Raw genomic sequence first — 25,199 nt, 5'->3', positions numbered from 1 at the left:
CGAACGGTACGCACGGTGGTGTGAGAGGACGGCGGTTAGTCACCGCCTCCTACTTGATTTTTCAAAACTTTTTTGAAAAACTTTTCTATTCCGTTTGGCAAATTTGCGGCACGTCCGTGGAAGGCAGCCGAAAGGGGATAAATAACCCGCCCCCGGGACGAAAGGGGGTGAGAACATGGATTACCCTAATCGGTTGGAATGGCAGACGAGATGTGAGTTTAACGCGTACTGCAAACACACGCTACGCAACGAACTGATTGACGCCTGCCGGGAAAGCAAAAGTCGGCGAAAGCACGAAGTCAACTTTTCAGACCTTGCCCCGCATGAGGAAAAGCAGCTTTATATCGTTGACAGATATTTTGTCAATGAGGACGAGGACGCTTTTTGTGCGGGCGGTTTGAAGATTACGGCGAAGCTGCTTGCCGAAGCAATGCACTCCCTGCCGGAAGAAAAACGGCAAGCCGTTTTACTGTATTACTTTTTCAGCATGACCGACGCTGAAATCGCGGAGCTTATGAAAGTACCCCGCAGCACAGTACAGTATAGACGGACAAGCTCTTTTGAACTGCTAAAACGATATTTGGAGGAACGCGCTGATGAATGGAACGAATTGTAATGACAATGAGCGCGGCTTATTACCCTACCCGGTCATTTTAGCCGCGACAAAGGGCGACCCCGACGCCATGAAAATTGTGGTGCAGCACTACCAAAGCTACATAGCCCACCTGTCTATGCGGAAAATCCGTGACGAAAGCGGCAATACCTATTACGGCGTAGACGAGGACTTGCGGGAACGGCTGCAAGCAAAGCTCATGCGGGCTGTCCTATCCTTTAAGACAGAGAAGTAAAAACGCGAAGTGTTCCACCCCTTTCCGCTTTGCGTATTCCTGTCTTTTGAACCTTGAAAAAGAAAGCGACGCAAGATAACGGCGACGCAGCATAGGGCAAATCAGATACGTTCCTTTTGCGTCGAGCCATGCGGCGGGTGCGCCATGACGCATTCCCGGCGGGATTTCCCCGCTCCGGATTGCTGAGCGATTAACACCGACACCGGAAAACAGGTAAAGCAGCCTGTCGGCGATAACGCGCAAAATACATAATGATACTCCCTTATCGCCATAGTCCGAGCGTTAGAAGCGTCGCAGGCAATGGGTAGGGCTGCGCGAGAACCGCGCAGGGGTGCAATTCCCGTGAGGTTAAGAAACTAATTGACCGTCTGATTAAAGCTCCTTTATAAATTACCGGGAATAGTGGACTTGCCACTATTCATAAACTGAACTATTAAACGAGCGAAAGAAAGGGGGCTTTTCTTTTGTCGCAAAATCAATCTTCCGTTACCACAACGGAACACAAAATTGGAAAAGTTACTTATCTTGTATGTTCGGCGCAGAGTGAACGAGCGACGGATACACTCGATAAAAAGATAAAAAAGCTCATTCGTAAAGATATGGAGCTAAACGCCGCAAACGCCCGAAAATAGGGCGTTTTTTCATATTTAGGACATGACTTTAGCAGCGGTTCATGGTATAATTTTATCAGTACAAATACCATGCTTGTCTGCTGTCAGAGAGGAGGACAAAATGTTACAGGCAGACAAGATAACCGCTTTATATTGCAGATTAAGTCAAGAGGATATGCAAGCCGGAGAAAGCGAAAGCATACAGAACCAAAAGCTAATTTTACAGAAGTACGCAGACGACCACCATTTTTTCAATACGCGCTTTTTCGTTGATGACGGATTTTCCGGTGTAAGTTTTGAGCGTGAGGGGCTTCAATCCATGCTCCGCGAGGTAGAAGCCGGAAACGTGGCAACGGTCATAACAAAAGACCTCTCCCGTCTTGGACGTAACTATCTTAAAACCGGGGAGCTTATCGAAATTGTTTTCCCGGAATACGAAGTGCGCTATATCGCCATTAACGACGGTGTAGATACAGCAAGGGACGACAACGAATTTACCCCGCTGCGAAACTGGTTTAATGAGTTTTACGCTCGCGATACTTCAAAGAAAATTCGGGCGGTCAAACAGGCAAAGGCGCAGAAAGGCGAGCGCGTCAATGGCGAAGTGCCTTACGGCTACATAGCTGACCCTAACGACCGCAATCATTTATTGCCCGACCCGGAAACAGCACACGTTGTAAAACAGATTTTTGCTATGTATGTGCGCGGCGACCGTATTTGTGAAATACAGAACTGACTGCGAGAGCATGAAATACTGACCGTTTCCGAAATGCGTTATCGTCGTTCCGGGAGCTGCCGCCACCCGCGCCCACACCCGAACTGTATTTACAACTGGCCGGATAAGACGCTGTATGACATTCTTAGCCGTAAGGAATATTTGGGGCATACTATTACAGGCAAAAGCTATAAGGTATCTTACAAATCAAAAAAGACAAAGAAGAACCCGGAAGAAAAGCAATACTTCTTCCCTAACACACATGAACCTTTGATTGATGAAGAAACCTTTGACCTTGCACAGAAACGGATTGCTACCAAACATCGCCCTACGAAAGTAAACGAAATCGACATTTTTTCGGGACTTCTCTTTTGTGGAGATTGCGGCTACAAAATGTATTTGCAGCAGGGAGCCGGAACATTGGAACGCAAACACGCTTACACTTGCGGGAAATACCGAAACCGTATCAGAACCGGGGAGCTTTGCACCACGCATTATATCCGTAAAAGCGTATTGAAAGAACTTGTCCTTGCCGACCTGCAACGGGTACTGTCCTATGTGCAGACCCATGAACAGGCATTTATCCAAACGGCGAATGAGTGCAGCGAGCAAGCCATGAAGAAAACAATGGCGCAGCAGCACAAGGAGCTTGACAAGGCACAGGGCAGAATGAGCGAATTAAACGTCTTATTCCGTAAACTGTATGAGGACAACGCTTTAGGGAAACTCTCTGATGAACAGTTTGCTTTCTTGACTTCCGGCTATGATGAAGAAAAAAAGACGCTGACGCGACGTATCGCGGAATTGACACAGGAGCTTGACACCGCCGCCGAGCGCAGCGCAGACGTGAAAAGGTTTGTTACCCTTGTCCGTAAATATACGGCGATTGAGGAATTGACTTACGAGAACGTCCATGAATTTATCGACCGTATTCTTATTCACGAACTGGATAAGGAAACGAACACCCGAGAAATTGAAATCTTTTATAGCTTTGTCGGCAGAGTTGATACAGGCGACAAGCCAACCGAAAGTATCTCCTATTTCAGACAGATAGGAGCCGACGTAAAGAGTTATGCTATCTAACATATATCAAAAAGAGGTAAGATAACCGCCCCTACAAAAAAGGTTACGTTATCTTACCTCAACAAAGTTACGCCCTGTGTAACCGTCATTTTTCAAAAGATTGTTTGTAAAAAATTTGTAATTCTAAAAATTCATATAAACTGTAATCTATGTTATTCTATAGAAAAGTAAAAATACTGATGAAGAAAGCAGGAGGAAATTTATGAATATTGAATTAAATATTTTGGATTGGATCCAGACGTTGCATACGCCTTTTCTGGATAAAATCATGGTATTTATCACAAGACTTGGGGATGCAGGAATTATATGGATTGTGTTGAGCATAGTATTGCTTCTGATTCCTAAAACGAGAAAAAGCGGTGCGGTTATGGTGGTTGCTTTAGTAGTAGATGTATTACTTTGCAATATTGTCTTGAAAAATCTTGTAGCACGGACAAGACCATATGATGTGAATACAGGTGTACACCTTCTGGTAGCAAAGCTTCATGATTATTCTTTTCCGTCCGGACATACGGCAGCTTCGTTTGCTTCGGTAACAGCTTTGTACCTGGCAGGTGAAAAGAAGCTTTGGAAATTTGCGCTTGTGCTGGCATGTCTGATCGCAATATCGAGGTTATATCTGTATGTACACTATCCGACAGATGTTCTTGGAGGAATTCTGTTCGGTGTGATTTCAGGATATTTGGGATATCGCAAAGTATTGAAATGAAGATGACCAAAGATTACCGACCGGGAATTATATGGAAGTCAGTTGGTATAAGCATCATTTTACATGAATTTTACAAAAACAGTTCTTTAAGAAGGTAGATATGAAAGCGTATTCAGATGTATAATTAATTCTTAAGCGTAGCTATAAAATATTCAAATTAGCAAAAAGAGATAAGTAGACAAATGAAAAAGAAGCAGTTAAAACCAGAACCATATATGATGAACAGGGAACTGTCATGGTTAAAATTTAATGAGAGGGTATTAAATGAAGCAGGGAATCCGAGAGTACCTTTAGCAGAACGACTTACTTTTGCGTCTATTTATCAATCTAATCTGGATGAATTTTATATGGTGCGGGTAGGTACACTGATGGATCAGATGGAATCATCGGAAGTAGTCCGTGAGAATAAAACCAATATGACCAGCAAAGAGCAGGTAAAAGCGATCATTGATGCAACAAGAGAGCTTGATATAAAGAAAGCAGTTATTTACGAGCAGTTAATGGGAGAATTGGAACCGCAGGGAATCCGGATTATCAATTTCAACAAGCTTTCAGGAAAAGAAGGGGAATTACTGGAAACTTACTTTGATAATGAAATTGCACCATATCTGTCTGCAAATATCATCAGCAAACAGCAGCCGTTTCCATTCTTACAGAATAAAGAGATCTATGCGGTTGCACTGCTTGCAACGAAGGGTGGAAAGACAAAAACTGCGATCATTCCGTGTAGCAATAATGTGTTTAAGCGTCTGATCGATATCCCGACCAGACCGGGAACCTTTATGCTTTCGGAAGAACTGATCCTTCATTTTCTGCCGAAATTATTTAAAAAATATGAAATCAAAGAAAAATCTCTCCTGAGAATTACGAGAAATGCGGATATTGATACAGAAACCATTTATGATGAAGATATGGATTACAGAGACGCCATGGAAAATCTGGTAAAGCAGAGAAAACGTATGAATCCTGTCCGCATGGAATTCTCCAGAAAGATTAACAAAAAGCTGATCGCAGAGATCTGCAAATATATTCATATGGATAAAAACCACGTATTTATGTCGAGAGTACCACTTGATTTATCATTTGTATTTGCAATCCAGAATTATCTAAGAATGCAAGGAGCAGAAAAGGAAAAGCTGTTCTATCAGAAGAGGAGTCCGCGAATGACACCGCAGCTGAAAGAAAAAGAAAGTCTGATCGCACAGATTGAGCAGAAAGATGTTCTGTTATCTTATCCATTTGAAAATATTAAATCATTTACCAACCTGCTTTATGAAGCGGCAAGAGACGATTCTGTAGTGTCCATCAAGATGACCTTGTACCGTCTGGCAGTTCGAAGCCAGATCGTAGATGCTTTGGTTGAGGCAGCGGAAAATGGCAAAGAAGTGGTGGTACTGGTTGAACTCCGTGCAAGATTTGATGAAGAAAGTAACATTGAATATTCCAGAAAGCTGGAAGAAGCCGGATGCCGTGTAATTTATGGTTTGAATGGATTCAAGGTACATTCAAAACTTTGCCTGATCACCAGAAAGACAGATAAAGGTCTGGAATATATTACTCAGATCGGAACCGGTAACTATAATGAAAAGACTTCTACTTTATATACAGACCTGTCACTGATCACAGCAAAGCAGGAAATCGGAAAAGAAGCGGCAGAAGTATTTGCATGTCTGCTTCGCGGTGAGACGATAGAGGAAACGTACATCCTGCTGGTTGCACCGAAATGTCTCCAGAATAAAGTACTCGATATGATCGATGAGGAAATACGTCACGCAAAGAACGGGAAAGATGCGTATGTCGGAATCAAGATCAATTCACTGACTGATAAAGTGATCATTGAGAAGCTTGTGGAAGCATCACAGGTAGGTGTGAAGATTGAAATGATCGTCCGTGGAATCTGCTGTATGATTCCTGGTATCAAAGGATACACAGAAAATATTAAAGTAATCAGCATTGTCGGAAGATTTCTGGAGCATTCCCGTATTTATCGTTTCGGAACGCCGGACAGAGAAAAAGTGTATATTGCATCGGCTGATTATATGACGAGAAATACGCTCCGACGTGTGGAGGTTGCAGCTCCGGTTCTGGATGATACGTTGCGTGAAAGACTGGACTGGATGTTTGACACCATGATGAAGGATGATGAAAAAGGAAAAGAACTGACTGCAGACGGCGATTATGTAGATCGTGATATCAATGAAGAAAAGCTGGATTCACAGGAAGTGTTCTATGAGACGGCGTATAAAAATACGGAAAAGAAATAGTAGAGAATATTTGAGCAAAATAAACACAGCTGTAGAAATGATACAGCTGTTATAAAATCAGCAGATACAGTTGACAAAGAGGGACGTTTGTGATATTTTAATTAAGTCGCAAACGTCATATGGGGGATTAGCTCAGTTGGGAGAGCGCCTGCCTTGCAAGCAGGAGGTCACGAGTTCGAATCTCGTATTCTCCACTTTAGTGTATAGTGTAGTAGCATTGCTATTGCACTATTTTTGTGTATTTGACAAATTTATATATGTGCTTTATAATACACTTAACAGGAAAGTCGGAAGGTAACCGCAATTTACCCACTCCGGCGAAAATAATCTAGTTTAGAAAGTAGTCGTCAACTCGCCAAAAGTTTAGGACGGCTACTTTTTATGTGTATAATTAAGTATTGCAACAATAAGTACCGCAACGGATACGATGAGTTGTAATTCTTCATATGTACTCATTAGCACCACCTCCGACAGGCTCGGAGCGGGTGCAGCACGTCCCCCGGATTCCCGGTTAAATGTATTATGTTGATAAATATTATCATTTTTCAACTGCGCAGTAAAGCAAAATATAAAAAAGTTATAACTGAAAAATGTAATTAAAAATGCAGTTCGTGAAGAATTTTCAACCATTTATGCAAGCAGGCTTTTACAGCCTGCTTTCTGTGTTATGCTATTTTCAGCAGGAAAAGAAACAGAGATAGAATAAATAAGGTGGTTTCAAAATGAAAATGAAGTATGAGAATATCATAAAACAAATGACATTAGCAGAAAAAGCACGGATGATGTCAGGTAAAAATACATGGGAGACGGTAGATTTTGAAAAATATGGAATTCCATCGATGACAATGTCAGACGGGCCTCACGGGCTGAGAAGGCAGGCAGGAGCAGGGGATCATCTTGGATTAAACGCCAGCCTTCCGGCGACCTGTTTCCCGACGGCAGCAGGCGTTGCAAACAGCTGGGATGAGGCACTTGGAGAAGAAATCGGAGAGGCACTTGCGGAAGAAGCAGTTACCATGGGGGTCAATGTGATCCTTGGACCGGGACTGAATATCAAGAGAAGTCCACTGTGCGGAAGAAACTTTGAATATTTTTCAGAGGATCCGTATCACGCAGGAAAGATGGCAGCAGCCTATGTGCGTGGAATCCAGAGTAAAGGAATCGCCGCATGTCCAAAGCACTTTGCGGCAAACAGCCAGGAGCTTCGCCGTATGGCGAATAATTCTGTAGTTGATGAAAGAACATTCCGTGAAATCTATACCACCGGATTTGAGATTGCAGTCAAAGAAGGAAAATCAAAATCGATCATGTCTTCTTATAATGAAGTGAATGGTATTTATGCAAATGAAAACAGCCATATGCTACAGGAAATCCTTGTGGATGAATGGGGATTTGATGGCTTTGTAGTTTCTGACTGGGGTGGAAGCAACGATCATGCGCTGGGTGTAAAGAACGGAAGTCATCTGGAAATGCCGGGAACCGGGAAATCCGGTATGCGTGACATTATCCGTGCAGTGGAGAACGGAGATCTGGAAGAATCTGTGCTGGACCAGAGACTGGATGAGCTGTTAAATGTAATCTTTGCAACCCATCAGGCAACTGAGGATGCAAAAGGAAAGCAGTTTGATATAGAAGCACATCATAAGCTCGCAAGAAAAGCAGCGGAGGAAAGCATTGTTCTTCTGAAAAATGAGGATCAGATCCTTCCATTAAAACCGGGGACAAAAGTTGCCGTGATCGGAGATTTTGCAAAGACACCAAGATATCAGGGAGCAGGTTCTTCCCTTGTGAATCCGACCAAACAGCCGGAGGCAATCATGGACGTGATCGGTGAGAGCGGCGTGGATGTCATTGCTTACGAGCAGGGGTATATCCGTAATAGGAAACCGAATAAAAAGCTGATGAAAGCAGCAATTGAAGCGGCAAGAAAGGCAGATGTGGTTCTCTTCTTCGGTGGATTGGATGAGATCAGTGAATCGGAAGGACTTGACCGTACCCATATGGATATGCCATATGCGCAGGATACGCTTCTGGATGAAATAACGACGGTCAATTCTAATGTAATTGTTGTTCTTTCCGCAGGATCTGCAATTGAAATGCCATGGTACTCATATGTAAAAGGAATCGTACATGGATATCTGGGTGGACAGGCAGGCGCCTCTGCGATGATGAATGTGCTGACAGGTAAGATAAATCCGTCCGGAAAGCTGAATGAGACTTATCCGCTTCATTACAAAGATACGCCGGCATATGCTTATTATCCGAGCAAGGAACGGAGCAGTGAATACAGAGAATCCCTTTATGTGGGATACCGTTATTATACAACGGTTGGAAAAATGACACGGTTCCCATTTGGATTTGGACTCAGCTACACGAATTTTGAGTATAAGGATCTGAAGGTATCTTCCGAAGGCGTGAAATTTATTGTTAAGAATACAGGAAATGTGGCAGGAACTGAGATCACACAACTTTATGTAGGAAAGCAATCCGATACCATTTTCCGTCCGGTCCGCGAGCTGAAAGGTTTCAAGCGAGTGGAACTGGAACCGGGAGAGGAAAAAGAAGTCCAGATTTTATTTGATGATAATAGCTTCCGGTTCTATGATACCAGAACGGACAGTTGGGAAATTGAATCCGGAACTTATCAGATCATGATCGGTGAGAACGCTGAACATATGCTTCTGGAAGATACTTTGGATGTAGTGGGAACTGTAGAAAATGGCGGCTACAAAAAAGAAGAAATGCCGGAATATTTCAGTGGACAGATCAAAGACATTTCGGATGAAGAATTTACCCGTCTTTACGGAAGAGAGATTCCGGATGGAAGCTGGAGCGGCGAGATCCGAATGAACGATGCTGTGTGCCAACTGTATTATGGAAAAGGGATTTTTGGAAAGCTGTTCTATGGTGTACTGAGAATCCTGCTGAAGATCAGCGAATGGCAGGGTAAACCAAACTTAAATGTACTGTTTAACTATAATATGCCGATCCGTGGATACGCAAAGATGACCGGTGGATTTGTGACGATGGAAATGGCAGAAGCGTTGACCGAAATGGCGAACGGACACCGGATTAAGGGAACAGGGCATCTGATCCGGGCAGCAGTAAAGCGAGACTAAAAGAAAAAAGTAGAAATAGACAGGGACTTGTACTAAAATAATTTTAAGTGCAAGTCCCCCTTTGGCGTATTTAATGGGAAAGGAGAAGGGAAACCAATGATAAAGATTGCAATCGTAGAAGATGAAGCACTGTATGCGCAGCAGTTACAGGGTTTTCTGCATCAGTATGAAAAAGAGAACGGAGAATTGTTTGATATTACAGTTTACACAGATGGAGACCAGATCGTACACAAATATCAGTCACAGTACGACCTGATCCTGATGGATGTGGAAATGAAATTCATGGATGGTATGTCTGCGGCAGAAGAAATCCGCAAGATGGATACCGAGGTTGTCATTATTTTTATCACGAACATGGCACAGTATGCGATCCGTGGATATGCAGTGGATGCCCTGGATTACGTGTTGAAGCCGGTTTCTTATTTTGCCTTTTCCCAGCGCCTGAACCGGGCGATCGGACGAATGAAGAAGAGAGAACAGAAAGTGATCATGGTGAATATCAAAGGCGGTGCCGTGCGCGTCAATATCGCTAATATTTACTATATCGAAAGTCAGGGACATACTCTGATCTTGCATACGATCCTGGGAGATTATGAGACCAGCGGAACGATGAAGGAAATGGAAGAAAAACTGAAGGGGATGAATTTCTGCCGTGGAAATAAAGGCTATCTGATCAACCTGCAGCATGTGGACGGGATTCAGGATGGATGTGCGACGGTAAAAGGGGAACAGCTGGTGCTGAGCCGTGCCCGGAAAAAAGAATTTATGGAAGAACTGACAAAATACTGGGGAGAGATTGTAAAATGATGGATACGATAATGCCGGATATCCCACGGTTTTATACGGCACTTGCGGAGTGGCTGGCATGTATGATTTTCATTCTGCCACTGAAGAAAAGAATGGCTAAGAAGACGATTCCGCTGATGGCAGGGGCACTGGTGGTTCAGAGCGTGTTCCTTGTTGTGACAGGGAATCTGATGATTTATTTCTGGATTCCGTGTATGGTCATTGCGGTAATTTTGATGATCGGATTTATTTATGGATGCTGTGATATTGGCAGTACAGATGCAATTTACTTTGGGATGATCGCGTTTGTAGTGGCGGAGTTCCTGGCATCAATCGAATGGCAGGTCGTGTGTTTTATCTGGAAGGGACAGATGCCGGCACTTTGGATCCGGGCATTACTGTTGATTGGAATTTATGGATGCATTGCATTTGTTTTGCTGAAAATCATGCAGACACATCTGCCGAAAGACGGGAAAATGAATATCAGTCCGAAAGAATTATTTTCTGCACAGCTGATTGCTATTGCGGTATTTGCAGTGAGTAATTTGAGTTTCCTGACAAGTAATACACCATTTTCCGGAACGTATTCTTTTGAAATCGGAAATATCCGAACTTTAGTCGATATCGGAGGAATTGCGATTCTGTATGCGCATCTGATCCAGTGTGGGGAACTGCGTGTGAAAAAGGAGCTGGAAGCAGTGCAGAATGTCCTTCAGAACCAGTATGTGCAGTATAAGCAGTCCAGAGAAAGCATTGACCTGATCAATTACAAATATCATGATCTGAAACACCAGATCGCAGTACTCAGAAGTGAGGAAGATCCGAAGAAAAGAGAAGAATTCCTGAACCGGATGGAGGAGGAAATCCGCCAGTATGAAGCGCAGAACAAGACGGGAAATAAAGTTCTGGATACGGTACTTACAACGAAAAGCCTGTACTGCAACAAGCATGGGATTATATTCACCTGTGTGGCAGACGGAACACTTCTGGATTTTATGGATGTCATGGATATCTGCAGCATTTTCGGGAATGCACTTGACAATGCGATCGAGTGCGAAATGAAGATCCCGGAAAAGGAGAAACGCCTGATTCATGTGACGGTATCAAGGCAGAAAAGTTTTCTGATTCTCCGGTTTGAGAATTATTATGAAGAGGAATTGCAGTATAAAGAAGGTTCGCTGATCACAACCAAAAAAGAAAAATCATCTCATGGATATGGACTGAAGAGTATTAAGTATACGGTCAATAAATATGAAGGTGCGGTCAGTATTGATACGAAGGATCATTGGTTTGACCTGAAAATTCTGATTCCGATGAAAGAAAATAAAAAAGAGAATTAAAAAAGATTTTGTAAAAAAGCGTCATGGTTATGTGAAAATGCATAAAAACATGGCGCTTATTTTGTGGAAAAGTTATAGCACAGAAACCGTTTGTGCGGAAAAAGTGCAGATTATGCAGATTTTTACCAGGGGAGAAATGATGTGATAGGATAGGAACATAAGATAAATAAAACGGAGGAAAGAGGTTATGAAAACGAAAGAAGAAAGAAAACAGCGAAAAGCGGAAAGAAAAAGAAAACCGCATTTTGTGAGACATTCTTTTGGAATGGCATTTGGAGTGATTTTCCTGGGAGCAGCTATTGTAATTCCACAGATTACAATGCCTTTTAATGGAATGCTCCAGGGATTTATAGGTGATATGGATATTGATATTACAGAAAAAAAGACGCAGGATATCTTAAATCAAGGGAAAGATTTGTCTATGGATATCGAACGGGAAGGAGCAGTACTTCTGAAAAATGAAAATGAAACATTGCCATTAGCGAAAGATGTAAACAAGGTCAATGTATTTGGCTGGGCTTCTACACAATGGCTTGGAGGTGGCTCTGGCTCTGGACAGATTATAAGTACTGATGAAACAATTCTTACAGCGCTTAAAAATTATGGAATTGAATATAATGAAGAACTGGAAAAAATGTATCAGGATTTCTGTGGTGAAAGAGAGTACAAAAATGCACTGTCAAGCAGGCCGAAAGATTTCAGCCGTCTATATGAGCCGGATATCAATGATGGAGAATCCTATACAGAAGAATTATTGCAAAATGCAAAGGATTATTCAGATACAGCAATTGTTGTAATTGGTCGCTCGACTGGTGAGAGTAATGATAATCCGCAGAAGCAGTATAAGATCAATAAAAAGGATGGAGAAGTTGTTGTAGACGATACCAGAACTTCTTTAGATTTATCAACGGAAGAAGAAGCATTACTTACTTATGCAGGAGCGAATTTTGAACATGTGATTGTTGTGTTAAATACCGGAAATGTAATGACGCTTGGACAGATTGAAACGATTGATGGAATTGATGCATGCCTGCTCGCCGGATATACAGGACAGTATGCAGCGAGTGTACTGCCGGAAATCCTGTGGGGAGATGTAAACCCGAGTGGACATACAGCGGATACATGGGCTTATGATTTTAATACAGCAGCCAGTTATGCAAATGCTGGGGAAAATGGTGTAGGAAGTTATTCTAATGGAAAAGGACTTTATCCGTATAATGGAACCAGTAATGGTAACCTTGGAGAAGAATTTCAGTATGATCAGGTATCCTATGAAGATTATGCGGAAGGAATTTATGTTGGATACAAATGGTATGAAACTGCAGATGCAGAAGGCTATTGGAACCAAGTAGAGAATGATCATGGAAAAGGATACGAAGGGGTTGTACAGTATCCGTTTGGATATGGTCTTTCTTATACAACTTTTGACTGGGAGCTGAAAGATCACAGCGTAGAGATAGCTAAAGATGGATCAGTATCGGCTACAGTAAAAGTGACAAATACAGGAGATAAAGCAGGAAAAGATGTTGTAGAATTCTATTATACAGCTCCATATGAGAAGGGCGGAATCGAAAAAAGCGCGGTAGAGCTTGGTGATTATGCAAAAACAAAATTACTTGGACCGGGAGAATCAGAAGAAGTTGTTGTAACTGTATCAGCAGAGGATATGGCAAGTTATGATGCTTATGATAATAATAAGAATGGTTTTGCGGGGTATGAGCTGGATGAGGGTACCTATACTTTTTCTATCAGAACAGATTCCCATACTGTAAAAAATCAGTTTAATATTGATCTTAAGGATAACATTCAATATCAGGAAGACGGAACAACCGGAAATACGGTATCGAATAAATTTACCGGTGCAGACGCAGTAGACGGAGTCAGTCTGGATGGTTCGGAAAGTGAATCAGGAATTATATATTTAACACGTTCGGATTTTGCAGGAACATATCCAAAAGAAAATACCAAAACAAGGGAAATGGCAGAAAATGTCAAAAAACTGAATCTGTATACCGATGAGATGGCAAATGACTGGATCGATGAAAATGATGAGCCGATCACAACAGGTGCAAAGAATAATCTGAAGGTAGAAGAAAACGGTAAGCTTACAGAGCTTGGAATAGAACTTGGATCTGATTATGATGATCCAAAGTGGGAAGATGTATTGGATCAGTTGACAATCAAAGAAATGCAGACAGCTGTAAATTATGCATATGTAAATACAGGGGCATTTGAAAGTGTTGGAAAGCCAATTGCGTTGGATTTTGACGGACCGAACCAGGTTGGATCGTTTACACAGGGAATGAATGCATCAGGAACTGGTTTCGCAAATGCAACAGTACTGGCACAGACATGGAATAAAGATCTGGCATTTAATCAGGGATTACAGATGGGACAGGAAGGAGCAGCCTTTGGATATGGTGGTTTATATGGTCCATCCGTTAATATCCATCGTTCTCCACTTAATGGTAGAAACTATGAATATTTTTCAGAGGATTCAATACTTTCTGGCTTGATGTCCGGAAATGAAGTAAAAGGTGTTATGAGTGCAGGTATGTATGTGTATATAAAACACTTTATCTGTAATGATGGAGAGTCCGGAATTTACCGTGATTCTGTATATCTGTGGATGCCAGAGCAGGCATTACGTGAGGTTTATCTGAAGCCATTCAGAATCCTGGTTGAAGATTATGGCGCAACCGGACTTATGACTTCTTATAATCGTATCGGAGCTGTATGGGCTGGCGGAAGTGAAGCACTTTTGACTGGAATTCTTCGTGATGAATGGGGATTCAAAGGAACGGTTGTCACAGATTTTTCTGACCATGCAGAATATATGAACGGTGGACAGATGCTTCGTGCAGGTGGAGATATCTGGATGAATATGATGAGTCCGATCAATGGAGAAACAGAGTCGGCTTCTTATCAGAAAGCACTTCGTGAAACGGCAAAACATATTATCTATACTTATTTGAATGCTCGTGTGACAAACATGAATTATGCAGAAAAAACAGGAAATACGGATATATTAAGACCGACGATTACAAAGCAGACGAATCTGGTTCAGAAGATTGTAAAGGTACTTTATGTTCTGGCTGCTGTTTTAATTCTCTGGATGGCTTATGCTCTTTGGAAAGATGCGAAAAAGAGAAAAATTTTAAAAGCAGAAGGCTATTATGAAAAGAAGAAACAGGAAAAGCTTGCGAAAAAGAAAAAATAAGAATGTATGAAAGAGGACTGCATATGATAGACAGTATTAAAAATTCATGGCAGCACTTCGCAGACAAGCATCCCGGAGCCTCCAAATGGATCCGGGAGGGCGGTCTGTTCGTGATCGTCAGCAACCTGATCACAGTGCTCAAATATTTACTCTTGTTGTTCCTGCCGTTGGCATTTGCAGGACTTCCAAAAGTAGATTTCGGATTTCCGGGAATTGACATTACTTTATTCGGTGAGACTTTCAAGTGGAACATCATCGGATATGACGCCGCACATGGCGGACTTCCTTATTTTTGTGCGTACATGATCGCGATGGTAGTCGGAGAGTGTATTAACTTTCCGATCCAGAGAAATTTTGTATTCCGCAGTAAAGGAAAAGTATGGTATCAGGCATTCTGGTATCTGATCGCATTCTGTATTGTTACCTGTATCGTAAACTCGATCAACTGTATCTGGGTTGCGGTAGCCGGGATGTTTGTGCCGGGATGGTTATACAATATTGGAACGACAGTGTTGAATGGAGGGGTATCGATGGTGGTATTCTTCTTCGTAAATAAGATTATTTTCCCGGAAGGGGAAGGAAAGTAAGCGTTGTCAGGATTGACGGCGAATAAGAAAATAAAACGGGACAAATCCGTTGCGCAGGGCATTCCGAGAAGCCTCTGAGAGTGAAAATTGTGTCAGCAAAGGCTTCCACAATTTCTGAGTCTTCTCTCCATTGCACAACAATTGGATTTGTCTCGTTTTATTTTCTTATTCGCCTGACAACATTTTCTGCAAAACCCAAAAAAAGTGATAGAATAGAAGTAGTAAATTGTCAGAAAAGGAGAATCATTATCATGAAAGAAAATTTAAAAGTACTTATGATCAACGGAAGCCCGAAAGCAAATGGAAACACAGCCATTGCACTTCACGAGATGGAAAAGATTTTCAAGGAAAATGGTGTAGAAGTAGAAAAGGTTGTAATCGGAAATCAGGCGGTCCGTGGCTGTATCGCCTGTGGTTCCTGCTACGAAAAAGGACAATGTGTTTTTGACGATGTAGTGAATGAGTTAGCTCCGAAGTTTGAAGAAGCAGATGGTCTTGTAATCGCAAGTCCGGTGTACTATGCGTCTGCAAATGCAACTCTGATCGCCTGTCTTGACAGACTGTTCTACAGCAGTCATTTTGATAAAACGATGAAAGTGGGAGCAAGCGTTGCCTGTGCAAGACGTGGCGGATGTTCTGCGACATTTGATGAGCTGAACAAATATTTTACCATTTCCGGAATGCCGGTTGCATCCAGCCAGTACTGGAACAGCATCCATGGGGCAGCACCGGGAGAGGCCGAAAAGGATGAGGAAGGAAGGCAGACGATGCGTACACTTGCAAGAAATATGACTTTCCTTATGAAGAGTATTGCACTTGGAAAAGAGCAGTTTGGACTTCCGGAAAAAGAAGCAAAGATTCCGACAAATTTTATTCGGTAGAACAAGTAAAAGGCAGGGATTTGTGAAATATCACGAATCCCTGCCTTTAGAGTTGACAGCCAAATTTTCTTGTTTTATAGTGGAAGTTGCAATTTGGTAGGAAGTATTTAAAAGAGAGGTTTTGGTCATGGCACTTATAAAATCAATCATTATTTTAATTATAGGGTTTGCTCTATTGATGAAAGGAGCAGATTATTTTGTAGAAGGAAGTTCTTCTGTTGCGAAGCAGCTTCATGTTCCATCGATGATCATCGGTATGACCATCGTTGCAATGGGAACCAGCCTTCCGGAATGTGCGGTCAGTGTAACGGCATCCCTGACAGGAAATAACTCACTTGCGGTAAGTAATGTTGTCGGATCGAATATTTTCAACTTGATGGTTGTTTGTGGAGCCTGTGCGTTATTTGCACCTCTTACGATAAAAAAAGATACATTGAAAAAAGAGTTTCCATTATCAATTATCTGTGCGGCCTTGCTGATGGTGCTTGGATATGTCGGGATGCTTTTAGGACATTTAGATGGCGGTGTATTTCTCCTTATTTTTGCAGCTTATCTGATCTGGATGATTGGTTCTGCCAAGAAAGCAAGAGCAGCACACAAGGAAAGTCAGATGATGCTCGAAGAGGGAGAATTAGTAGACGAAGAAATTCAGATCCTGCCACTTTGGAAATGTGCGTTATTTATTGTTGGCGGCATGATCGCAATCAAGTTTGGCGGTGATTTTGTTGTAGACAGTGCTTCAACACTTGCAAGCGCATTCGGACTCAGTCAGACACTTATCGGACTTACCATCGTTGCGATGGGAACCAGTCTTCCGGAACTTGTAACATCGATTGTTGCGGCAAGAAAGAATGAAGTGGATATGGCACTCGGAAATGTGATCGGTTCTAATATTTTCAATATCCTGTTGGTACTTGGAGTTGCAGCTGCCATCAGTCCAGTGAAATTTCTTACCGATAATATCATTGATACGGTTGTACTGATTGCGATGAGTCTTGTTGTTCTGGTGTTTGCATGGACTTCAAAAATGATCGACCGAAGAGAAGGCGCTACGATGCTTGGAATGTATGCAGTGTATATGGCATATATTTGCATACGATAAAATAAAAGAATCATAAGGAAAAATGGCTGTGGATGAAACCTGCCCCAAAAGTTAGACCTAAATTCTAACGATTGGAAGTCGGTTCAATCCACAGCTATTTTTATTGGGTCAGTGTACATTCTATTTTATACTTCTATAGAAAAAACATTGACATGTCTAACAAAAAGAGGTATAAAAAACGAGAGAATTTTGCGACAAGGAGAAAGGCATAAGATGGGAAAGTACAATTTTGATGAAGTAATCGACAGACATGGAACGGACTGCCTGAAATATGATTTTGGAATGAAACGAAAGGGAAGAGATGATCTGCTTCCGCTCTGGGTGGCAGACATGGATTTTCGTCTTCCGGATGAAATTCTGGATGAATTCCACAAGAGAATTGACCATGGAATCTTTGGTTATACGGATCCGCTGGATGAATATTTTGCAGCAATGAACCATTGGTTCTCCACACGTTATGGATATACGATCGAACCGGAGTGGGTAACACTTGGTGCTGGGATTGTCTATGCACTTGGAACCAGCGTAAGAGCATTTACCGAAGAGGGAGATGCCATGATGGTTATGCAGCCGGTTTACTATCCATTCAGTGAAGTAATAAAAAATGACGGAAGAAGATTGGTAAACTGCCAGCTTCGCTATGAGAATAATCATTATTCAATTGATTTTGAAAAGATGGAAAAAATGATTCAGGAGGAAGGCGTAAAAGCGCTGATCTTCTGTAATCCGCACAACCCGGTCGGCAGGGTCTGGACAAGAGAAGAACTGGAAAGAGTTGCAGAAATCTGTCTGAAATACAATGTAATCTGGATGGTGGATGAAATGCATTGTGATTTCATTTTCCCGGGACATACGTTCACAAGCTGTATGAATCTGGACGAAAAGTACCGTCAGATCCTTGCGCTTTACAGCTCCCCTGGAAAGACATTCAATGTAGCAGGATTTCAGCCGGCAAATATCATCATTCCAAATGAAGAGCTGCGGAAGAAATACCAGTGGGCAAATACACAGGCAGCTTACAGCCAGGGAAGCCTGATGGGACAGCTTGCAGTTAAGGTATGTTATACTAAAGGTGCCGAATGGGTAGATGAACTGGTGCAGTATATTTATGAAAATGTGAAATATATGAGCAAGTTCGTGAAAGAGAATTTCCCGAAAGCGAAGATGGTAGAGCCGGAAGGAACCTATCTGGTATGGGTTGATTTTTCCGGATATGGACTTAGCAATGAAGAGCTGGAGCACCTGATGCTGGAGGAGGCAAAATTGTGGCTGGATTCCGGAATCATCTTCGGACCGGAGACCGCACAGTTTGAAAGATTCAATGTGGCGTGTCCGCGTGCGACGGTAGAGCAGGCACTGACACAGCTGAAAGACGCACTGGATAAGCATCTGGCAGCAAAATAATATAAAAAGAGGATTGAGAGGGAAAAAAGATGGACAAACAAAAGAAAAATATGGGGGCAGTGGCATTTCTTCCACTGATCGTATTTCTGGTATGTTATGTAGGGTGCGGGATTACATTTACCCTGCTTGGAGCAGACGAACCGTTCGGAAAGTTCCCGCGTCACGTCGCACTTCTTGCAGGGTGTGCGGTAGCACTTCTCCTTAACCGTGGCATTGGTGTACAGGATAAGCTGAATATTATGACAACGAGCATGGGAAATTCAGGAGTTATGATGATCGTTCTGATCTATCTGATGGCCGGCGGATTCCAGGGAGCAGCGGCGGCAATGGGAGGAAAAGACTCAGTTGTAAATCTCTGTCTGCATTTTATTCCTGTGAAACTGTTGGTTCCGGGCGTATTTTTGATGTGTTGTTTTATTTCTACATCAATCGGGACATCCATGGGAACGATTGCTGCAATGGCGCCAATTGCTATTAATGTAGCACAGGGTGCACACCTGAATGTGGCAGTCGTCGGTGCAGCAGTTATCGGAGGCTCATATTTTGGTGATAATCTTTCCATGATTTCAGATACAACTATTTCCGCAGCAGAAGGATGTGGTTCTGAGATGAAAGACAAATTTAAAATGAACTTTTTCATTGCTCTTCCGGCGGCAATTGTGGCAATAATCCTGTACTCGATTTTTGGCGGAGTAGGAAGTGGGGCGATTGAAGCAGGAAGTTACAATATTATTGAAGTTCTTCCGTATTTCATAGTTCTCATTGCGGCACTTATGGGAGTTAATGTTGCGGTAGTCCTTTTTGTCGGAATACTTGCATCCGGTATCATTGGACTTTGTGTCGGAAGCTGTGGATTTTTTGAATGGATCCAGGCAATTGGAAGTGGTATGAGTGATATGTTCAGCATCAGTATCGTTGCCATTCTTGTATCCGGTATCATCGGTCTTGTACGTGAATATGGCGGTGTTGAATGGCTGGTGGGCGCGATCAGCAGCAAGATCAAGAGCAGACGTGGTGCGGAATATGGAATCGGACTGATGTCAGGTATCCTTTCCGCAGCTATGGTAAATAATACGATCGCAATCATTGTTACCTGTCCGATTGCAAAAGAAATCGGGGAAAAATATAAGATCGCACCGAAGAGACTTGCCAGTCTGGTGGATATCTTTGCCTGCGCATTTATTGCACTGATGCCACATGATGGTGGTATGCTGATGATTACGGCACTTGCTGATGTATCACCGCTTAATGTACTGAAATATTCGTTCTATATGTTTGGACTGATTATTGCGACCTGCGTTACGATACAGTTCGGATTGATGGACAAGAAAAATTAGACAGGATGAAATTTAAAATATGAAAGATCTAACAAAAGGAAAACCATCCACACTGATATTGGCTTTTGCGCTGCCGATCTTTTTCGCAAATCTTCTGCAGCTTACATACAGTCTTGTGGATACAAGAATTGTCGGAACTTTCCTGGGAGAGGACGCGCTGGCGGCTGTCGGCGCGACCACAACCTTAAGCAATCTGATCATTGGATTTTTGCAAGGGCTTTCCGGAGGATTCGCCATTATCATCGCACAGAAATTCGGTGCAAAGGATTATAAAAATGTGAAGAAATCATTCGCAATGTCGCTGACCATGGGTACAGGAATTGCAATATTTTTTACGGTGTTCGGATTGTTATTTTTACAGCCGATCTTAAATATACTGAATGTTCCGCCAGATCTGATGGCAACGGCAAAAAGCTATATTTTCGTGATCATTGCAGGGCTTGTGGCAACATTTCTTTATGATGCATGTGCGGCAGCACTCCGGTCACTCGGAGATACCGTGACGCCTCTTGTGATCCTGGCAATCTCAGTTGCACTGAATATTGTTGGGGATCTGCTTTTTGTCGTAGTGCTGAAAAGCGGAGTGCGGGGAGCTGCGATCGCAACGGTACTGGCGCAGGCAATCGCCTTTGTTGTGTGCTGGATTTATATGGTAAAGAGATATGAACTGTTAAGACTTAGCCGGGAAGATTTCAAAGATCCGAATCCGGTTATGGTGAAAAATATGCTGGGTGCGGGAATGTCCATGGGATTCATGAGTTCTCTGATCAATATCGGTTCCCTGACGCTTCAGACAGCGATCAATAAACTTGGAAATGATTATATCGTAGCACAGACAGCGGCCCGGAAGCTGACTGAAATGTTCATGATCATGTTTACAGTATTTGGAAATACAATGGCGACCTATTGTGGACAGAACCTTGGAGCAGGAAAGATCGACCGGATCAAAAAAGGGATCTGGCTTGCGATTTTCTATACTTGTATCTGGTGTACACTTGTGATCGTGGCAAGCTACACGATCGGAGACAAGCTGGTCTATCTGGTAACAGGTACACATAATGAAAATGTGATCTTAAATGCGACCAGATATCTGAAATTTGATACATTGTTTTATTATGTAACAGCAGTAATCTGCATTGTGCGAAATGCCATGCAGGGACTGGATGACCATATTACACCGATCGTATCAAGTACACTTGAGATGCTTGGAAAAATTGTGATCGCATTTACACTGGTTCCGCATCTTGGATACACGGGGGTTATCATTGCGGAGCCGATTGTGTGGTTTGTTATGGTGATTCCGCTGATCGTGCAGATTTTCCGGATGCCGGTACTGAAGCAGACAAGCCTTTCTTGACACTATTCATACGCCTGTGCTAGAATAGGCTTGTTTCAGAAAAATAAATACAGATGCGTAAGGTGTCAATCAGACGGAATGTCTGGATTGGTGAAAAGGGAAACAGGTGCAAGTCCTGTATGAACTCGTCACCGTAATTTGCAAGCTTAGGCTGTCATACCACTGGGAGACCGGGAAGGAAAGCCACAAGCGTCTGAGCAATCAGTCGGGAGACCTGCCTTTCGCAGTACAGGAACGGAAAGTTCATGCCACGAGTAACTGGCAGTACGAAAGATAGAAACTTCAGACTGATTTTGCAGAGGGCAAAATGTCAGTTTCTTTTTTGTACGCCCTCGTTAAATTTAGATACGGGGGATTTTTTTGCTTACAAAAAATATGCTGTAAAGTGTAATGAATATCATTCCGATTCCTGAAAGTATGACAAAAAAGTCAGGGAGGATCAAGATGAAGAAACGAGTATTAGTAGCATTATTGGCAACAGCACTTACGGTGTCTATGATGACTGGATGTGGAAGCAAGAAGACAGAGGACACTTCTTCTACAAAGACAGAAGAAACATCCGAAGACAGCGATCAGGAGGCAGCAGACAAAGTGGCAAAGCTGATCGATGACATTTATGTACAGGAAAGAACAGACAAGACAGATGAACAGTGTAAGGCTGCAAAAGAAGCCTGGGATAAGCTTACTGATGCACAGAAAGAACTGGTAGAAGGCGAGAACGCTGATCCGGATTATTTTGGAAGGGATACAGGCGATGCATCGAAAGATGATCCGCTGAACGAAGATAACATCGGAGAAAATGAAATTCTGGTTGTAAGCTTTGGTACATCTTTCAATGACAGCCGTGCAGAGGATATCGGTGGTGTGGAAAAAGCACTTCAGGCGGCATATCCGGACTGGTCTGTAAGAAGAGCATTTACAGCACAGATCATCATCAACCATGTACAGGCCCGTGATGATGAGAAGATCGACAATATGGATCAGGCACTGGAAAGAGCAGTCGACAACGGGGTTAAGAACCTGGTCGTACAGCCGACACATCTGATGCATGGTGCCGAGTATGATGAACTGACAGAAGCAGTTGAGAACTACAAAGATAAATTTGAATCTGTAAAAATTGCAGAACCACTTCTCGGTGAAGTCGGAGCGGATGAAACAGCGATCAATGAGGATAAAGCAGCTGTTGCAGAAGCAATTACAGCAGAAGCTGTAAAGACAGCTGGATTTGACAGCCTGGATGCGGCAAAAGAAGAGGGAACCGCATTTGTATTTATGGGACATGGAACTTCTCATACAGCAAAGATCAGCTATTCTCAGATGCAGGCACAGATGGAACAGCTTGGTTATGAGAATGTATTTATCGGAACCGTAGAAGGCGAACCGGAAGATACCGCTTGTGAAGCAGTAATTGAAAAGCTGAAAGATGCAGGATACAAGAAAGTAATCCTTCGTCCACTGATGGTTGTAGCAGGAGATCATGCAAACAACGATATGGCAGGCGATGATGACGATTCTTGGAAGAGCCAGTTTGAAGCATCCGGAGTATTTGACAGTATTGATACACAGATTGCAGGTCTTGGTGAGATCGATGCGATCCAGCAGCTTTATGTGGCACATACACAGGCTGCAATTGATGCAGAATAAATAAAAAAAGAGGGATTTATAAGATGAAAAAGAAACTGTTAGTATTGGTATTATCCGCTGTAATGGCAGTGGGAATGATGAGCGGATGCGGTGCAAAATCAGACACATCAGATACGAAAGCAAAGACAGCAGAAAGCTCTTCTGCTAAAGAAGAGGAAACAGAGGAACAGACAGAGTGTGAGCTTGAAGACGGAACCTACACAGCAGAGTTCAAGACTGACAGCGGAATGTTTCATGTAAATGAAGCGAATGACGGAAAAGGAACACTTACCGTAAAAGACGGAAAGATGACGATTCATGTCAGTCTGGTTTCTAAGAATATCGTCAACCTGTTTGAAGGAACATCCGAAGATGCACAGAAAGATGGTGCAGAACTTCTGGAACCTACAACAGATACGGTAACCTATAGCGACGGTGCAACAGAAGAAGTTTATGGATTTGATATTCCGGTTCCTGAACTGGATAAAGAATTTGATGTGGCTCTGATCGGAAAAAAAGGAGTCTGGTATGATCATAAGGTAAGTGTGACCAATCCGGTGAAAGTCGAAGAATAAAATAATACAGGAAGAGCTGCCTTTTGAAAAGAAAAGGCGGCTCTTTTTTGCTATAAAGCCTTGTTTGCAATCATTTCAATTAAAAGCTGAACAATGGTAAAAATACCGATCCGTGGGTTGAGAGAACCTTCGTGATAGTTCCAGTCAGTCTCCAGTATTGGCCTGTAAATCAGCAGATCTGCTGTTTCATGGAGTGCCACAAAATCTTGTTGCTCCAAATTATCGCGAAATTGCGGCAGACATGGGATTTTCTTTTATAAAGAAGATAGTGTATACTATAAAAGTAGAAAAGGAAGAAAGGAAGTTAAAATACAATGTACTATGTACCAGACGGCACGAAAGAGTGCGGATTTTATGAATGTAAGAAATGTGGCAATCGCTTTTTGTCTTTACAGACAATGAAAAGAATCCCTTGTCCGGAATGTGAGGCAGAGATCGACTATGAGATCGGACCAGACGAATCCATGGAAGATGCTCTGGACACGGCAGAATTACTGGAAAAGATCATCGGTGAAGAAGAAGTAGAGAAAATGGATGGACTTCTGAGTCTTGCAATTACCGGTGGAGACTGTAACTGGATTTAATTTTCGGTTAAAAGTGTTGAATGGGTGGTTAGAAAAAACAAACGAAGTGTGTTATAATAGAAATATGAGTAAAAGAGGGAGAAAATAGATGGATATTCATGATTTGAAAATATTTCTGACGATCGCACAGGAAGGCAGTGTTTCCAAAGCATCCAAAATCCTTTATATGACACCGCAGGGAACAAGTAAGGTACTGAAGAACCTTGAGACAGAGATGGGATGTCAGTTGTTTATCCGGGATAAGTCCGGGATGCAACTTACGGAAAGCGGAGAGAGATTCCGCGAGTATGCGCTGAAGGATGTAGACGATTATTATCAGGTAAAGAAAGATATTCTGCATATTGAACAGAGACAGAAGAAGGTTGTAGATCTTTTGTCAGCATATGGAATCTTGCGTCTGCTTACGCCGGACTGTCTTGTGGCATTCAGGGAAAAGTATCCGGATATCGAGTTCCATTACCGGGAATACCCGGATCTTCCAGTCGAACAGCTTTTTGCCGGTAATGAAGGAAATGTGGCATTTTCCATCGGAGATTTTGATGAGCATTTATATCAGGTTGTGCCGCTGGAAACATTTCCAATTAGGCTTCTGGTAAATGAAAAGCATCCGCTTGCACAGAAAGAAAGTGTTACGATTGAAGATCTGCAGGGAGAGCCGATGTTTATTGAGAGCAGTCAGTTTCATATCTATCATCTGATCGTAGAAAAATGTGAGAAAGCCGGTTTTGAGCCGGATATTATTTTTCAGACCAGCGGTTTTAGTCTGTGCCACAAGATGGTAAAGGAAAATAAAGGGATTTCTGTGGCAGTAGATTTTATTTATGATGACATGCGGGAAGACGGAATGAAGCTGATCCCGTTTTCTGATGGAAGATATGAATGGAAAGCCTGCATGATCACAAGACGGGATGAAGAAGAGAATGAAGGCGTGCAGTGTTTCCGGAAACACGTGCAGGAATGGCTGCAAAAGATTCGCTCAGGAGAGATTACACGATAAGAAAAAAGTTGATAAGTAGTAACGAAAAGTTGCGGGTAAGTCACAAACTATACAGAA

Annotated in this window: 20 protein-coding genes, 1 tRNA gene, 1 pseudogene and 1 riboswitch; of the genes and pseudogenes, 21 read left to right on the top strand and 1 reads right to left on the bottom strand. The window is 42.5% G+C overall.

Features of this window, described 5'->3' with window-relative positions:
- The first annotated feature begins 175 nt into the window (after window positions 1-175).
- The 19 genes and pseudogenes from PGQ33_RS06155 (at window position 176) to PGQ33_RS06070 (ending at window position 23,561) form a co-directional block, all read left to right on the top strand.
- On the top strand, window positions 176-616 hold the full coding sequence (locus tag PGQ33_RS06155) for an RNA polymerase sigma factor (protein ID WP_270205458.1): 441 nt from the start codon (window positions 176-178) through the stop codon (window positions 614-616).
- Window positions 597-848, top strand: a complete 252-nt coding sequence (locus tag PGQ33_RS06150; RefSeq protein WP_144210461.1) for a helix-turn-helix domain-containing protein — start codon at window positions 597-599, stop codon at window positions 846-848. Before PGQ33_RS06155 ends, PGQ33_RS06150 begins: the two co-directional genes overlap by 20 nt.
- Window positions 849-1,312: 464 nt before the next feature.
- Window positions 1,313-1,480, top strand: coding sequence for a transposon-encoded TnpW family protein (locus tag PGQ33_RS17140; RefSeq protein WP_118592106.1), 168 nt, complete (start codon window positions 1,313-1,315; stop codon window positions 1,478-1,480).
- A gap of 100 nt (window positions 1,481-1,580) precedes the next feature.
- Window positions 1,581-3,257: pseudogene (locus tag PGQ33_RS06145) on the top strand (recombinase family protein).
- A gap of 202 nt (window positions 3,258-3,459) precedes the next feature.
- Window positions 3,460-3,966, top strand: a complete 507-nt coding sequence (locus PGQ33_RS06140; protein WP_270205457.1) for a phosphatase PAP2 family protein — start codon at window positions 3,460-3,462, stop codon at window positions 3,964-3,966.
- Window positions 3,967-4,148: 182 nt separating this feature from the next.
- Window positions 4,149-6,230, top strand: a complete 2,082-nt coding sequence (gene ppk1, locus PGQ33_RS06135; RefSeq protein WP_270205456.1) for a polyphosphate kinase 1 — start codon at window positions 4,149-4,151, stop codon at window positions 6,228-6,230.
- 121 nt (window positions 6,231-6,351) lie between these two features.
- Window positions 6,352-6,424, top strand: a tRNA-Ala gene (locus PGQ33_RS06130).
- Between the two features lie 528 nt (window positions 6,425-6,952).
- Window positions 6,953-9,349 (top strand): glycoside hydrolase family 3 C-terminal domain-containing protein, encoded by a 2,397-nt coding sequence (locus PGQ33_RS06125; protein ID WP_270205455.1) that lies wholly within the window; start codon window positions 6,953-6,955, stop codon window positions 9,347-9,349.
- A 96-nt stretch (window positions 9,350-9,445) separates the two neighbouring features.
- The gene (locus tag PGQ33_RS06120; RefSeq protein WP_117557884.1) at window positions 9,446-10,156 is read left to right on the top strand and encodes a LytR/AlgR family response regulator transcription factor; all 711 of its coding nucleotides are present in this window, start codon (window positions 9,446-9,448) and stop codon (window positions 10,154-10,156) included.
- The gene (locus PGQ33_RS06115; protein ID WP_173825934.1) at window positions 10,153-11,475 is read left to right on the top strand and encodes an ATP-binding protein; all 1,323 of its coding nucleotides are present in this window, start codon (window positions 10,153-10,155) and stop codon (window positions 11,473-11,475) included. Before PGQ33_RS06120 ends, PGQ33_RS06115 begins: the two co-directional genes overlap by 4 nt.
- Before the next feature lie 187 nt (window positions 11,476-11,662).
- Window positions 11,663-14,695 carry a glycoside hydrolase family 3 N-terminal domain-containing protein gene (locus PGQ33_RS06110; protein ID WP_270205454.1) on the top strand — a complete coding sequence of 1,011 codons (3,033 nt, stop codon included), beginning with the start codon at window positions 11,663-11,665 and terminating at the stop codon, window positions 14,693-14,695.
- Window positions 14,696-14,721: 26 nt separating this feature from the next.
- Window positions 14,722-15,282, top strand: a complete 561-nt coding sequence (locus tag PGQ33_RS06105) for a GtrA family protein (protein ID WP_117835221.1) — start codon at window positions 14,722-14,724, stop codon at window positions 15,280-15,282.
- A 251-nt stretch (window positions 15,283-15,533) separates the two neighbouring features.
- Window positions 15,534-16,163 (top strand): flavodoxin family protein, encoded by a 630-nt coding sequence (locus tag PGQ33_RS06100; RefSeq protein ID WP_270205453.1) that lies wholly within the window; start codon window positions 15,534-15,536, stop codon window positions 16,161-16,163.
- A gap of 127 nt (window positions 16,164-16,290) precedes the next feature.
- Window positions 16,291-17,265 (top strand): calcium/sodium antiporter, encoded by a 975-nt coding sequence (locus tag PGQ33_RS06095; protein WP_118219379.1) that lies wholly within the window; start codon window positions 16,291-16,293, stop codon window positions 17,263-17,265.
- A gap of 213 nt (window positions 17,266-17,478) precedes the next feature.
- Window positions 17,479-18,669 (top strand): MalY/PatB family protein, encoded by a 1,191-nt coding sequence (locus tag PGQ33_RS06090; RefSeq protein WP_270205452.1) that lies wholly within the window; start codon window positions 17,479-17,481, stop codon window positions 18,667-18,669.
- A gap of 29 nt (window positions 18,670-18,698) precedes the next feature.
- Window positions 18,699-20,006, top strand: coding sequence for a Na+/H+ antiporter NhaC family protein (locus PGQ33_RS06085; RefSeq protein ID WP_117557874.1), 1,308 nt, complete (start codon window positions 18,699-18,701; stop codon window positions 20,004-20,006).
- Window positions 20,007-20,025: 19 nt separating this feature from the next.
- A complete protein-coding gene (locus PGQ33_RS06080; RefSeq protein WP_270205451.1) occupies window positions 20,026-21,363 on the top strand; it encodes an MATE family efflux transporter in 1,338 nt (445 codons plus the stop codon).
- 43 nt (window positions 21,364-21,406) lie between these two features.
- Window positions 21,407-21,599: riboswitch (cobalamin riboswitch) on the top strand.
- Window positions 21,600-21,807: 208 nt separating this feature from the next.
- Window positions 21,808-23,007: a sirohydrochlorin cobaltochelatase gene (locus tag PGQ33_RS06075; RefSeq protein ID WP_215633580.1), complete on the top strand. Its 1,200-nt coding sequence runs from the start codon at window positions 21,808-21,810 to the stop codon at window positions 23,005-23,007.
- A gap of 23 nt (window positions 23,008-23,030) precedes the next feature.
- On the top strand, window positions 23,031-23,561 hold the full coding sequence (locus PGQ33_RS06070) for a hypothetical protein (protein ID WP_118198603.1): 531 nt from the start codon (window positions 23,031-23,033) through the stop codon (window positions 23,559-23,561).
- 50 nt (window positions 23,562-23,611) lie between these two features.
- On the opposite strand, the gene PGQ33_RS06065 is transcribed toward PGQ33_RS06070, so the two are convergent.
- The gene (locus PGQ33_RS06065; RefSeq protein ID WP_270205450.1) at window positions 23,612-23,761 is read right to left on the bottom strand and encodes a hypothetical protein; all 150 of its coding nucleotides are present in this window, start codon (window positions 23,759-23,761) and stop codon (window positions 23,612-23,614) included.
- Between the two features lie 114 nt (window positions 23,762-23,875).
- Between PGQ33_RS06065 and PGQ33_RS06060 the strand changes: the two genes are divergently transcribed.
- Together PGQ33_RS06060 and PGQ33_RS06055 are read left to right on the top strand one after the other, a co-directional pair.
- Window positions 23,876-24,145, top strand: a complete 270-nt coding sequence (locus PGQ33_RS06060) for a hypothetical protein (RefSeq protein ID WP_227119778.1) — start codon at window positions 23,876-23,878, stop codon at window positions 24,143-24,145.
- 88 nt (window positions 24,146-24,233) lie between these two features.
- The gene (locus PGQ33_RS06055; RefSeq protein ID WP_270205449.1) at window positions 24,234-25,142 is read left to right on the top strand and encodes a LysR family transcriptional regulator; all 909 of its coding nucleotides are present in this window, start codon (window positions 24,234-24,236) and stop codon (window positions 25,140-25,142) included.
- Window positions 25,143-25,199: the final 57 nt, after the last annotated feature.

Origin of the sequence: Coprococcus sp. AM100_B19A (assembly GCF_027662015.1) — a bacterium.
In the GTDB taxonomy this organism is placed as follows: domain Bacteria; phylum Bacillota; class Clostridia; order Lachnospirales; family Lachnospiraceae; genus Allocoprococcus; species Allocoprococcus comes.
Note: the sequence above shows the minus strand (reverse complement) of the source record. Positions and strands in the feature narration are given on the sequence as shown.